The 13,923-nt window shown below is 46.5% G+C and carries 9 protein-coding genes and 2 pseudogenes; 1 reads left to right on the top strand and 10 read right to left on the bottom strand.

Going from position 1 to position 13,923, the window contains the following annotated elements:
- Window positions 1–151: 151 nt before the first annotated feature.
- The 8 genes from BMX69_RS20850 to BMX69_RS20815 all read right to left on the bottom strand — a co-directional run bounded on the left by BMX69_RS20850 (window position 152) and on the right by BMX69_RS20815 (window position 11,019).
- Entirely contained in the window at window positions 152–2,203 is a 2,052-nt protein-coding gene (locus BMX69_RS20850; RefSeq protein WP_100043912.1) for a glycoside hydrolase family 31 protein, read from the bottom strand.
- A 58-nt stretch (window positions 2,204–2,261) separates the two neighbouring features.
- Window positions 2,262–2,909 carry a YesL family protein gene (locus BMX69_RS20845; protein WP_100043404.1) on the bottom strand — a complete coding sequence of 216 codons (648 nt, stop codon included), beginning with the start codon at window positions 2,907–2,909 and terminating at the stop codon, window positions 2,262–2,264.
- A gap of 77 nt (window positions 2,910–2,986) precedes the next feature.
- Window positions 2,987–5,002, bottom strand: a complete 2,016-nt coding sequence (locus tag BMX69_RS20840; protein WP_100043403.1) for a glycoside hydrolase family 31 protein — start codon at window positions 5,000–5,002, stop codon at window positions 2,987–2,989.
- 10 nt (window positions 5,003–5,012) lie between these two features.
- Window positions 5,013–5,870 (bottom strand): carbohydrate ABC transporter permease, encoded by an 858-nt coding sequence (locus BMX69_RS20835; protein WP_100043402.1) that lies wholly within the window; start codon window positions 5,868–5,870, stop codon window positions 5,013–5,015.
- A gap of 1 nt (window position 5,871) precedes the next feature.
- Window positions 5,872–6,774, bottom strand: coding sequence for a carbohydrate ABC transporter permease (locus BMX69_RS20830; protein WP_242941310.1), 903 nt, complete (start codon window positions 6,772–6,774; stop codon window positions 5,872–5,874).
- A 90-nt stretch (window positions 6,775–6,864) separates the two neighbouring features.
- Window positions 6,865–8,205 carry an ABC transporter substrate-binding protein gene (locus tag BMX69_RS20825; RefSeq protein WP_100043401.1) on the bottom strand — a complete coding sequence of 447 codons (1,341 nt, stop codon included), beginning with the start codon at window positions 8,203–8,205 and terminating at the stop codon, window positions 6,865–6,867.
- A 246-nt stretch (window positions 8,206–8,451) separates the two neighbouring features.
- The gene (locus BMX69_RS20820; RefSeq protein ID WP_054791071.1) at window positions 8,452–9,186 is read right to left on the bottom strand and encodes a response regulator transcription factor; all 735 of its coding nucleotides are present in this window, start codon (window positions 9,184–9,186) and stop codon (window positions 8,452–8,454) included.
- A 27-nt stretch (window positions 9,187–9,213) separates the two neighbouring features.
- On the bottom strand, window positions 9,214–11,019 hold the full coding sequence (locus BMX69_RS20815; RefSeq protein WP_100043400.1) for a cache domain-containing sensor histidine kinase: 1,806 nt from the start codon (window positions 11,017–11,019) through the stop codon (window positions 9,214–9,216).
- 217 nt (window positions 11,020–11,236) lie between these two features.
- Here BMX69_RS20815 and BMX69_RS20810 point away from each other — a divergent pair.
- A pseudogene (locus tag BMX69_RS20810) lies at window positions 11,237–11,716 on the top strand (transposase); the annotation flags it as partial.
- 19 nt (window positions 11,717–11,735) lie between these two features.
- Here BMX69_RS20810 and BMX69_RS20805 read toward each other — a convergent pair.
- A pseudogene (locus BMX69_RS20805) lies at window positions 11,736–12,953 on the bottom strand (IS256 family transposase).
- A 689-nt stretch (window positions 12,954–13,642) separates the two neighbouring features.
- Window positions 13,643–13,909 (bottom strand): very short patch repair endonuclease, encoded by a 267-nt coding sequence (locus BMX69_RS24830; RefSeq protein ID WP_242941309.1) that lies wholly within the window; start codon window positions 13,907–13,909, stop codon window positions 13,643–13,645.
- Between the last annotated feature and the right edge of the window lie 14 nt (window positions 13,910–13,923).

Raw genomic sequence — 13,923 nt, 5'->3', positions numbered from 1 at the left:
TTAAAGGCCCTTTACTGAAATAAATCTAAATCTTCCATTGTCTAAATGCATATGGAACTGAAAACAGGAGAGGAACGGTCATGATTTTTCTTAAACCGCTCCCCTCCCGGGTTTCATATAATGATTCAATTACTTTCAGGAAAAACCGGTTTTATGGTTCACAAACATCCAGAACGAATCCGTCCCTCACAAAGAGCGGCATCTGATCCAGCGGCGTCTCTACCTCGATACTCTGGCCGCCTTCCCAAGTTTTCTTCGTCCAGACATTCATCCATACTGCACCTTTTGGAAGGTAAACTCCGATCTTTTCAGCTCCTGCCTCCATAACCGGTACTACCATGACATTCGGGCCATACATATATTGATTTTCTTTCTCCCAGCACGCACAGTCCTCTGGGAAATCATAGAACAGCGGCCTCATCACAGGGGTTCCTTTTTCATGAGCTTCCTTCATCAATTTCCGCGTATAGGGGCGCATATTTTCACGAATCCATAAGTACTTCTTACAAATTTCGTACACCTTATCACCATAGCTCCAGATCTCATTGGGCGCGCCAGACACGCATGCTGCCCCTCCGGTAGTCCCCTGCTGAGGCTGATACGGCATCCGATAACCGTGAAGCCGCATAACAGGGCAGAAGGTTCCATATTCAAACCAGCGTACCAGCACCTCATGAAATTTCTCGTCGGTAATGTTGGCTCCAAAAAATCCTCCTATATCCGTAGTCCACCATGGAATACCCGCCAAACCCATGTTGAGTCCGGCTGCAACCTGATTTTTCATGCTGTCGAAGCTGGAATGTATATCGCCGGACCAAACCAGCGCCCCGTATTTCTGGCTGCCCGCCCAGGCACAGCGCAGAAGGTTTACCACATTCTCCTGTCCTTCCCCACGCATCCCGTCGAAGAAGGTCTTCGCGTACATCGCCGGGTAAATATTCCCGATCTGCACATTCGGCCCCAAATGATAGCGGTAGTTTTCAAAATCATAGACGGAATATTCCGGTTCTGCCTCGTCCAGCCAAAATATCTTTATACCTTTATTATAATAATTCTGTTTGCATTTCTTCCAGACATAATCCCGCGCCTCAGGGTTTGTGGGGTCATACTGGATCGTGTTGCCCATATAGACATTGTCGATACGCACGCCCTTCTCCACCCGAGTCAGCAGCCCCTTCGCCTTCATCTCCTCGAAATTCTCACTTAAATAATCGACCATTGGCCATACGGATACCATCAGTTCGATCCCCATATCATTCAGTTCCGCAATCATGCTGTCCGGGTCCGGCCAGTACGTAGGATCAAACCTCCAGTCCCCCTGTTTGGGCCAGTGGAAGAAGTCTACGACAATCACGTCGATGGGAAGCTCCCGTCTCTTATACTCTCTGGCGACCTCCAGAAGTTCCTCCTGTGTCTGATAGCGCAGCTTACACTGCCAGAATCCAAGACCATATTCCGGCATCATCGGCACCTTCCCCGCGGTGTTCGCATACGCCTCCTCAATCTCTGCAGGAGAGTCTCCCGCAGTAATCCAATAGTCCAGCTTTTTCGTGGACTTCGCTTCCCATGTGGTAATATTTCTGGCGAAATTGACACGCCCGACTGCCGGGTTATTCCACAGAAAACCATACCCCAGCGAGGAAAGGGCAAACGGTACACTGGCCTGGGAGTTTCGGTGCGCCAGTTCCAGGTCTGCACCTTTCAAATCCAGAAAATCCTGCTGATACTGCCCCATCCCGTAGATTTTCTCCTTAGGGTCAGATACAAAGCGCATTGTCAAAGCGTAATCCCCGCCGATAATCGGCTTAAATTCTCGAGCTTCCATCTCCAGGGAACTGCACGTATCGGCAAACATATCCTCCCGGTTGCGTATGTATTCTTCCAGAAGCAGCTCCCCTTTCTGGTTATAGAAAGAAAGCTTTCCAATATTATTGATAACCGCTTTAATTTTTCCATTCGTGATCTCCGCCGTATAATCATGAATTGTCACCTTCGATCCTGACAACTCCGGCTTTCCTTCCAGCGCCCAAAGCTCCTCCGGCATCTGCGCCATCTTTGACGCACGCACTCGCAGAGAATTGGTCCCCCACGGCTCCACAATTAAGCGTTCCGCGTCATAGCGATAATAGAGCGCCCCGTCCTTCTCTTCAAAATACCCCAGTAAAAACCGGTTATCGGAACGGAAATCTCCGGCTTTCTCCATTTTCTGCATCTCCTCTTTTTGGTCCATCTGCGTGTTCCTCCTTTTACTTAACTGAATATTAATGAATTTTTTTACTCTGCGGTGTGTGTTCCGCTAGTACCGGTTCCATCAGACAATGGTATATCCTGTGGACAGGGGCCGGCAGAATCAGAACAAGCGGTAGACACCACCAGACAAGCATGACACTGACCGCCGTAACCAGTACCAGGAGTATGGTGCGCGGTAAATGACGGAAACACATATAAATCGATACTTTCAGAATCCACCCCGCGGGCATGGAAAAACGGGAAAGAGCAGGAAATGCGTAAAGCTGCGTCCCTATTACAAAAAGCAGGCACATACTGTACAAAAGCAGCAGAAAAACAGCCCCGTCTCCCTCCATCTTTGCCGAAACAATTCCAAGATTGAGCTGAAAAATGATAGCCGCACCCGCAAGAATCCCCCATAGTCCGCAGGAAGGTTTGAAGTTCCGCATAAAGGATTGAAAAAACACCTTTACGACATACCCCTCATCCTGCACTCCCTGTTTATGGACCGTATCATACAGCGCCGTGGTAGAAGCACCGATGGTAATCACAGGCAAGCAGAACAGCAGCCAAAGCAGGTTAAGCGCCGCCGTATCAAAGATCTTCTCCATGTAGTAAAAGTAGTCTCCTCCGTAGGAGAATAACCCTTTGCAACCAACCCTTTTTCTGCTTTTATCCATATCCTATCTCCTCCGTCATCGCTGCTTTCCACGTAGTCCCATGTGATACTCTTACAATAATTCCCCGCAGTTTCGCATCACTTTGCGGTTTCGAACAGATAGTCCAACGTCCCTTCCTTTACGAACACCGGGATAGCGTTAATGGGGGCCGCGGCTATAATTTCCTTTCCCCCCTCATATACCAAAGCATCATTTAAGTTTTTCCAGCGGCCGGCCGGCAGATAGACCTTCCGCTCCGTCACAGCCTCCCAGAGAACCGGTGCAACCAGAACGTCCGGGCCGAATAAGTATTCATCCTCAATTTCCCAGCATCTACCGTCTTCCGGATAGTCATAAAAAAGAGGGCGCATCAATGGTGTTCCCTTTTCGTGGGCCTCCCGCATCAGTTCCGTAATATATGGCCGCATCTTCTCCCGCAGGTAAATATATTTCCTGCAGACAGCGTAAATCTCTTCCCCATAGGACCAGATCTCATTCTCCGCTCCGCTGTTGTGTTTTCCTCCTCCGGCAGTACCGATCGGCTCCTTGATCGGTTCTCTGTATCCATGCAGCCTCATGACAGGGCAGAAGGCGCCAAATTCAAACCAGCGCACAAACACTTCTCTAAATCCTTCGTCGTGTATATTACCTCCGTGAAATCCGCCAATGTCTGTCGTCCACCATGGAATTCCGGACAGTCCCATGTTGAGCCCGGCTGCCAGCTGGCTGCGCAGTGAGCGGAAAGATGAATCGATATCTCCCGACCACACCAGCGCCCCGTATTTCTGGCTTCCGGCCCATGCACAACGCAGCAGGCTCAATATGTTTTCCTGTCCCGCCTGTCGGAGGCCTTCATACGCCATTCTGGCATATTCCTTCGGATAAATATTACCTGTCTCTAAATCGGTTCCCTGATAATACCGGTAGTGAGAGAACTGATATCCGGTAAATTCCGGCTCCGCCTCATCGAGCCAGAACAACTCAATACCTTTGTCATAATAATTCCGACGCAGTTTCTCCCACACGAAGCTGCGCGCGTCCGGATGCGTGGCGTCAAAAAATGCCGCATTTCCCAACTGACCGATCGCTTTTCCGTGCTCGCTACGGACTAAATATCCTTCCCGGACCATCTTATGATAGTTCTCACTGCTTTCCTCAACGGTTGGCCAGACAGACACCATCAGCCTGACCCCCATCTCCTTCAGTTCACGCACCATGCCCTCAGGGTCGGGCCAGTAATCCTCATCAAATTTCCAGTCCCCCTGATTGGGCCAGTGAAAATAGTCGCAGACGATGACATCCAGTGGAATGCCCCTCTTCTTATACTCCCTCGCTACTTCTAATAGCTCTTCCTGCGTCTGATAGCGCAGCTTGCACTGCCAGAAGCCCATGCCGTAATCCGGCATCATCGGTACCTTACCTACCGCATTCGCGTAAGCCTCCTCGATTTCAGCCGGAGTATCCCCGGCCACAATCCAGTAGTCCATCACTTTTGTGGACTCCGCCGTCCATTCCGTGACGTTCTTTCCGAATGTAACGCTGCCGATGGCTGGATTGTTCCATAAAAATCCGTAGCCGCGGCTGGAAAGTGCGAAGGGGATACTTGCCTGGGAATTGCGGTGCGCCAACTCAAGACGGCAGTTCTTCACATCCAGATACGGCTGCTGATACTGGCCCATGCCGTAGATTTTCTCTCCGTCACTCGGTTCAAACCGGACTTTTAGACGGTAATTATCCGTACCCGTGATTGGTTCAAAGGTCCTGGGATCAATTTCCAGAGCGCTGTTAAATTCCCCCTCAATCTCCTTGCGGAAACGATTTCTGTCGTATTCCTCCAAAAGCAGCTCGCCTCTCCGGTTATAAAATTTTAACTTCCCGGTAGCCATCAGTTCACATCGAATGTTTCCATTTTCAATCCTGGCACCCATGCCGTCCAGCACGATGCTGATTTTTAATTCCTCATTTTCCGGTTCCAACAGAGCCGACCATTCTTCCTCCCTAATTGCAGAAAGTTGGGTAGCGCGGACCCTTAGGGCATTGGTCCCCCACGGCTCAATCTGCAGGATTTCTTTTTCCTGCCTCCTTATAACTGCATTTCCAATCTGTTTCAGCATTTCTTTCCTCCTATTCTTTGACCGCTCCGGCTGTTAAGCCGCTGACGATATATTTTTGCAGAAATACAAACAGCAGAACAACCGGTATGACAAGAATCGCGCCGTACGCCATGATACAGTTCCATTTTGTTCCGTATTTGCTCTGGAACTTATAGATATTGGCAGTCAGCGGACGCATCTCCGGCTTGACGTTAAAGGTCATGGAATAGACCAGGTCGTTCCAGCCATTCAGGAACGAGATAATTACCACTGTGATCACACCGGTCTTGATCGCCGGTATCATGATAGAAAAAAATGAGCGGACCACACCGCAGCCGTCAATTCTTGCAGCGTCATCCAGAGACCTGGGAACCCCCTTGAAATACGGTCTCAGTGTCACCACAATAAATGGGATTGATCCCGAAGAGATTGCCAGCGCAGGGCCTAAATACGTACCCAAAAGACCGATTTTGTTGAAGATTAAATACATGGGAGTCAGCATCAGGGAGGCAGGCATCATCTGCGTCACCAGAAAGGCCAGCAGAAAGCCTTTGCTTCCCGGCACCTTATACCGCCCCATCCCATACGCCGTCGGTACACCGAAGCAGATAGAAATCGTCATAGACAGCAAGGCAATCAGGCAACTGTTCCTTAAAGAGAACAGAAAATCCTTGTCGGAGAAGTTCTTGATCCATGGCTCAAGCGTAAATGTGTGGGGATAATACGTCACTATTTTCCCGAAAGACTCCCCGTCTGTCTTGAAGGACATGGACAGCAACCAGTAGATCGGGAAGAGGAAGATCACTGCAATGAATATTGCCAGCAGGCAGTTTAAAATATCTTTTCTGCCGCTGCTTGTACACACGGCATATCTGATTTTTTCTCCCATACTAATCATCCTCCTTTGTTATCAGCCGCAGATAGAACAATCCGATGACGAAGAGACAGGCAAACAGCACCATAGCCGCTGCAGAACCCAACGAAAATTCATATTTAGTAAATGACAGGCTGTAAGCGTATGTCCCCAGGACATCCGTGGCGTTCAGCGGTCCGCCGCTTGTCATAATAAACATTAAATCAAACGCCTTAAAGGTATAGATAAATCCTAACATCAGCACTGCTAAAATAGAAGACTTCATAAGCGGGAGTGTTATGTATAAGAAACGCTGAATTTTGTTCGCCCCATCCATGGAAGCACTCTCATAAACATCCTGTGAAATTCCAGTCAGGCCCGAGGTCAGTAGCAGCATATTAAATGGAATGCCGACCCAGCAGTTGACCGCGATAACCGCGGCAAGAGCCGTGCTTCCTCCCACCAGCCATTCCACCGGCTGCTGAATCAATCCGGTCTTTAAGAGCAGATCATTGATGACGCCCTCCGATACCCCGAATAAATTCTTTCCCAGCATGGCGGTGACAGACATCGGCATCATATATCCAACCAGAATTAATCCGCGAATCGGCCCCGACAGCGTAAATTGCTGGGAAAAGAACAGGGCGAACATGAATCCAATGGTGAACTGAATGACTAGACAGAACACCGTAAAAACAAACGTATTTTTTAAGACCAGTAAAAACGTAGGATCGTGGAACAGTGTGATATAATTCAAAAATCCCACAAATTCAGAGGTTCCCTTCGCAAAATTCTTAACGTTCGTGTTTTTCAAACTCAGAATTACGTTATAGACAAGCGGATAGCCAAGAATCAACATGACGTAAAAAAATCCAGGCAGAATAAAACCATAGCCCTCAAGCGTCTTCTTTTCGGCTATTGTCATCTTTTTTCTATTCAAGACCGCACACTCCTTTCTCTCAAACTTTTATGCCATTTTCATACAGGGGGCGCAGAAACGCCCCCTGTAACGATCATTTGCTACTGTCTTCTATTTTGCAATAGGGACTTCAGTCAGAATTGGATCCACGATTCCTGCTGCCTGGGCCATGGCCTCCGTGCCCGTCTTCTCTCCCAGAAGTACGGACTGCTCAGCCGTATAGATCGCTTCTGATATGGTCGGCCAGGACTCATGAGGGCCTCGCGCTACCGCATAATCCATGGATTCATTGAATACCGCATATCGGGCGTCCTCCGTCCAGAAATCCTTCAGCTTTGTGGCGTCACCCCTTACTGGCAGCTTGCCGGCAATCTCGCACCAGTCTGCGTTATTTTCCGCAGTCATCATATATTTTAAGAACTCCACACACTCCTCTTTGGCTTCTGTACCGGTACAAACGCCGAAATTCTCGCCGCCGATAACCGAGGCGTTCTGCTTGCCCTTAGGAAGCATGGCGTACTGGTAATTACAATCCAGCTTTACATCCCCGCTATCAAACTGAGCGATCTGCCAGGTACCGGATTCCAGCATCGCAGCTTTTCCCGCCGCAAAGGCGTTCAGCGCGTCCCCCTGTCCCCAGTTTACGACTTCCTTACTCATCAATCCTTCACTCACAAGCTTTGCGAGAAAATCGAGGGATTCGGCCGCCTCCGGGGAAGTGAGGGTCGTCACGTCTGCGCCCGCCGCATAGAGCCAGGGGATATACTGGAAGGTTCCCTCCTCATTGCCAACCGCACACATTGCAAATCCATATACAGAATCCGCCGGATTTGTGGTCGCTTTACACACCTCATAGAACTCGTCCCAGGTGGTCGGTGTTTCCTTGATCCCCGCAGCATTTAAGATATCCATATTGCAAAGCAGCGCCAGACAGTTGGAATTATTGGGAATACCATGCAGCCTTCCTTCGGAATCCCGACAGCTGTTGAGAGGTCCCTCATAAAACTGGTCTAAATCCCCCCATGCCTTCAATTCGTCGTCGATATCTTCAAAAACTCCCAGAGATATATAGGAAGCCATGTCCGGAGAATCTACCATACCGATATCCGGGAGTTCCCCTGATACCGCGCCGATCGTGTACTGGTTCATCAGCTCATCCCGGGATACATACGTACATGTAATGTGGACATCATCCTGCAACTCGTTATATTTATCCGCGACCTTTTCCAAAGCTGCCGCCTCATGTTCGAAATAATGCCAGATGGATATCTCTTTCCGGTCTCCACTGCCTTTCGTTTCTGCCTTTGCCTGCTCCGTACTTTTTCCTCCTGAAGCCGCGCTTGTCACGCCGTCGCTGCTGTTACTGCTTTTGCTGCCACATCCAACCAGCACTGCTGCTGCCAGCACCCCAGTTGTCAAAACCGCTGCCAACTTTCCCCAACCTGTTGTCATGTCTTATTTCCTCCTTTTCTGCCGCCGGATGTCTCCGGAATACTTTTTGTGACCGTCACTTTATCGATATGACCATTATAAACAATCGCAGAAAAAAAATTAACCGATATCTTTAAGATTCGGCCCCATTTTTAAGATAAAATTTTAATATTTTAGCATGATTTTAATGTAACTTTCTCCTGATTTCCCCCATAAATCAGAAAATGGATCCCCTGAATCAGGAATCCATCTCTTCTCCTTACACTGCTATCTTCTGTTTTCACGAATATATTCCCCTACGCTCATCCCTGTAGCGTTCTTAAAAACCCGGTTATAATACTTCTCATCTACAAATCCTACTTTAAAAGGTACTTCCTCTCTCGGAATGTCACTGTGGAGATAGAGGGATTTTGCTATCTCAATACGGTAATTTCTCAGAAAATGTACGAAAGATTCTCCCATATTTTTGCTGAACAGCCCTGAAAAATATTCCGGGCTGATCCCCAAGTCATTTGCCATATCCTTCTGGTTCATTGGTGTCAAATACTCATTTTCAATCTTTCGCAATGCCTTTAAGATAATCGGATGGACTTCCGGATAGCACTCAGACAGACTTACCTTGCAGTTATCCTGTTCCCCCCTGTCGCGGACGGCGTCGAGAGCCTTTCGGATGTCTTCCATAATCAGCGGTTTTACCAGATATTCGGATACGCCGCACGTAATCGCCTGTCTTGCATATTCAAATTCCTCATAGGCGCTTATAATCACAAATTTTGTGCCCATTCCCAGTTTCCGCACTTCTTTAATCAGTGTGAGTCCGTCCATAAACGGCATCTTAATGTCCGTAAATACCGCATCCGGTTTCACAGTCTTAATCAGCTCCAAAGCGCTTCTTCCGTTAGCTGCCTCTGCCACGATCTCATCTTCCTGTGAAATAGATAAGATAATATTCTTCAGTCCCCGTCTCGCCCGCTGTTCATCCTCAACAATCATCAGCTTCATGGCTATATACCTCCCCGCTTTTGCCTGTTACCTTTTTACTTCAGGGATAAAGAACCGGAACTCAGTCCCCTCCCCTTCTACCGAAGTGACCTCCATCAAAATTCCGGCCCCATAAAACAGACGCATTCTGGCGGCCACATTCCGTATTCCGATTCCGATCTCCTTCATCTCCACCCCTTCTTCCCCCGTCAGGACTTTCCGAATCCGCTCCAACTTATCCGGAGAGATACCGCAGCCATTATCCCTGATGGAAACAGTCAGCCGCTCCCCCTCTTTTCGGGCCTGAATGGACAGCGTCCCGCCGCTCTCTCTGCCCTCAAACCCGTGTAGGATGGCATTCTCCACAAATGGCTGAAGCATCAGCTTGCAGCAGCTCCAGTTGACACATTCTTCCGGGAACTCCACCTCATAATCGAAGGCATCCTCAAGACGCGCCTTCTGCAGGAATAAATACTGCTCAATCCAAGCAAATTCCTGGTACATGTATACATTCTGGCACTTCTGGTCAAATGTGTAACGCAGAATATTTGACAGCTTCTTTATCAGTTCTGAGACCTTAAAATTGCCGCACTCCATGGCCTCATAGTTGATTGTCCCTAGGGTATTACACAGAAAATGAGCGTTGATCTGTGTCTCCAGGGCTTCCCGCTCTGCCTGATGCTGCCGTTCCATTGCTGTTATGCACAACTGATAATTCTTCTCCACCTCTTTTTCTTGCTTTACCAGCTTGTCTATCATATCGTTGTATCCTATGGCCAATTGCCAGATTTCGTGTTCGCCTTCCACAACAACTTTATTGCGTAGCTTTTCACTGCCAGAGGCGGTCAGCTCCATAGCGGTCTCAATACTGCGCAGCGGCTTATTCACTTTTCTGATAATCAGATAAAATATCCCAGCCACCACAAGGAGTAGAAAGACATAAACTCCCATACCCTGAGCAATAATTCCCATCACGCTTCTGTCTAGCTGATCCTTATCAAGGGAAACGTGCAGCTGCCAGTTCACCTTTTCCAGAGGTTTGTCCAGGATAAACAGCATTCCATCCTCCCGATACACCGACTCCGGTTTTCCCGTATATTCTGGATTGGAGTGGCAGATGATCCTTCCTCCCTCTTCCGTCACGTACGCCTGCGAGTATGTCCCCTCCTCCCCTGATAAAATATCCATAAAGGGCTGAAGCATATCGAGCCGAAAAGTCACGCAGAGCATCCCGTGCATCTTGGAAAAACTGTTCTCCTTACCAACAATCGGATAGAAAATATGGAATACCGGTTCTTTGTTCGTCGGATGACTGCCATGTTCTGTACTCACCAGATACTTAGGCACTATGCTGTCATTGGCCCGCTCATAGATCTTCTTATACATCTCTTTTAAAAAACCGGAGTCCTTCGGCCTCCACATGATGGCATCAATCTGATACAGACGGTCATACTGATAGACTTCTCCCTCTTCCGAAGCAACGGAAATATTAATCACATTCTTGGAATAATTGGCCATGTTTGCAAAGGTTGCTTTCAGTATCATGAAATCCCGTTCCGGGTCTTCCCGTGTCCCCGTCAGCCGGCCGGCCAGATCATAAACAGCCGGGGCAACCGCAATCTGAACCCCCATATTGATATATTCCATCATAGTATAGTCAATATTCATCTGCATAGCGTCCAGCACAGCAGATTCCATCAGATGGTTCTTTTTCACCAGGAAATTCTCATAAGCCTTTCTCATATAGACCTGATAACAGAAAATAATCATCACCAGGGACATCATAAAAATAAAGCTTATCTGTATCCAGATATGGGTTCTTAAATAGTGCAAAAACAGTTTTATTCTGCTCATCTGTACGATTACCCGTTTCCTTTTTTTCTTTTTCCAGGCTTGTCCATTTTTTCATATTTCAAGGGATGTCTGCCTAAATTATAGGTCCGCCGGCCCGCGGTTGTCAATACAGGCATATTCCGCCATGGGATCAATTTATGAAGAACGTATATCACATACAGGTAAAAAATCATTCTGATAGCTATAGGTGTCAATGAGGCACTATATCGTCTTTAAAGGTGTCCGCTTAATTGTTGGGGACAAAAACCTTGGAATGTTAGAATCAATCCCACAAGTGTTTCCAGATGCCAAATATCAGCGCTGCACCGTACATTTCTATCGAAACATATTTTCTGCCCCCCCCCACGAAGTAGTACGAAAAAGCAAAACAGGTGATAGAAGAGCTCCGTACAATGAAGCTTAAATAGGCAGCTAAAAAACTGGAAAATGGAATTGAAGAAACATTAACATACATGAACTTTCCCTATTAACACTGGAATCGTATAAGAACAAACAATACCATAGAACGTCTGAACCGTGAAATAAAGCGACGCACAAAAGTAGTAGGACATTCCCGGATGGCCAATCCGCCCTAATGCTAGTATGTGCTCGTCTACGCCATGTGGCAGGGACCTGGTGGGGGGCTAAACTATATATGAATATGAAACATCTTGATCAAATGCAATCTGCTGAAGAAGCAGATCACATAGCCGGTTAACTATCTGGTAACCAAATGGCTAAAATGAATTTGCCGTTAGGTAGCCGGCTATGATATCAGACTTTTTCTGGATATCCATTTCTCGGAGATGGTTCATATTCATATAGCGTTTGATTCCCCACTGGGTTCCCGCTACGTGACGGAGCCTAGCACATACTAGCATTAAGGCACTCTGACCATCGGGAAAAGCCCCGATCGCTCTTGTCCTTCGTTTGATCTCACGATTGAGACGTTCGATCGTGTTATTAGTTCTGATTCTTGTCCAGTGCTGAAATGGGAAATCCATATAAGACAGGGTTTCTTCAATACCATCTTCAACTTTTTTGGCAGCTGATGTTAGCTTCATTTCACGTAGTTTTTCTGCTACCTGTGCAGCTTTTTCGCGACCAGATGATTTACATTCCTGGGAATGAATGGCTTTTAGCATCATAGATACTTCCTTCATTTTGTTCCGGGGTGTTACGGAAAAAATATTACGGTAGAAGTGAACGGTACACCGTTGATACATAGCTTCTGGAAATACTTCTGGAATGGATTCCAGCATTCCAAGGCACTTGTCGCCGACAATGAGGCGGACTCCTGAAAGCCCACGTTCTTTTAGCCATATAAAGAATGTCTTCCAGCTTTCTCGATCTTCTTTCATTCCTTCAGCAGCACCTATGATTTCGCGACAACCATCTTCATTGACGCCGATGGCGACCAGGATTGAGACGTTCTGGATCTCACCTCCCCAACTTCGCTTTAGGTAGACACCATCAACATAGACATATGGATAAGAACTGGTAAGTTTGCGGCTTCGCCATGTTTCAATGTGCTGTTAAGCTTTCTTATTTAGGTTACTTATTGTTCCAGGAGAAACTTTGGTTCCCCATAATGCCTTGGTGATGTCCTCAACACGGCGAACAGAAACACCCGCAAGATACATTTCAATGAGTACTTCTTCTACAGAGCATTCTCTGCGACGATAGCGTTCGATGATGGCGGTTTCAAACTGAACCCCCTTTAGCTTGGGCATCTTTAGGTTGACCTCGCCAGATGTGGTCTGAAAGTTTCGGTTGTAATGGCCGGAACGATACCCTTTGCGATCACCCGAGCGCTCATATTTTTCAGCATTGACGAGTTCATCTGCTTCATGATCGAGCAAAGCATTGAGGGTTTCCTCAACGCTGTTGCGTACTAAATCTTTCAATTCATTATGGATAAGTTCCTGATTTAATTGTATAATGTTATCAGACATGTTCTATAGCCTCCTTTGATGGGTTTTGTGTGGTAACTTAATTCTACCAAACGGCTATAGACCATGTCTATTTATTATGAAATTGAATTTGCGAAATTAATTATACCTTATCCAAAAATGAGGGCAATCCTAGATTAATCATCCTCTAAAACACAAAAAATGCCCACGCAAACAAGCACAAACACCTAAAACACAAAGTAAAAACCCCAGAAACCCTTATTCTATCAGGTTTCTGAGGCTTTCATAAGAGAGGCGACTACCAGATTTGAACTGGAGATCGCCTAAAAAATGTAGGAAAAAGGAGGGTTTGGCGTGCCGGGAGGGGGCTGCGCATCGAGGGACAAACACTAAACACCAAAACATAAACTGCAGTAATTTTAATTATATGAATATTAAAACAGCCTTGAGAATACCTTAATACATTTTACTTAATTAGACCGTAGATGTTGATTTCTCCAAAGATACTCATGGAGTTTGCTTATGCCCATTACCATTGATTAATTCATGATTTTATCTTGAATCTTTCAGAAAGTATCAGAGTGTCTGCATTTTTCCAAAATTATTTTACAGCACTCACTTACATTTTTTATGACTTCCTTCTCCCAAAAATGAATTGGTATCCATCCTTTTTCAACTAATAATATATCATTTCTTCTATCACGTGCAATATTTTCCTCAATTTTTTCAATTCAATACTCTTTATTTGATTTAATCTTCTCTTTGCGTTCCGACCAATTATATCCATGCCAAAACTCTCCATCTACAAAAACAGCAACTTTATGTTTTGTAATAGCTATGTCAGGTGACCCTGGAAGAGGCTTATAATTTTTACGATACCTAATTTTTTTATGCCATAAGGCTTTAACCAATAAATCTTCTGCTTTCCCACCTTTGAGATGTACCTTTGACATCCGTAAAGATACTTCAGGTGTAGTACTAAATTTAGGATGCTTCATTTAACTTACTCCTA

The sequence above is a fragment of the Lacrimispora sphenoides JCM 1415 genome (assembly GCF_900105615.1).
GTDB classification, from domain to species: Bacteria; Bacillota; Clostridia; order Lachnospirales; family Lachnospiraceae; genus Lacrimispora; species Lacrimispora sphenoides.
This window is presented reverse-complemented; position numbering and strand designations above follow the sequence as displayed.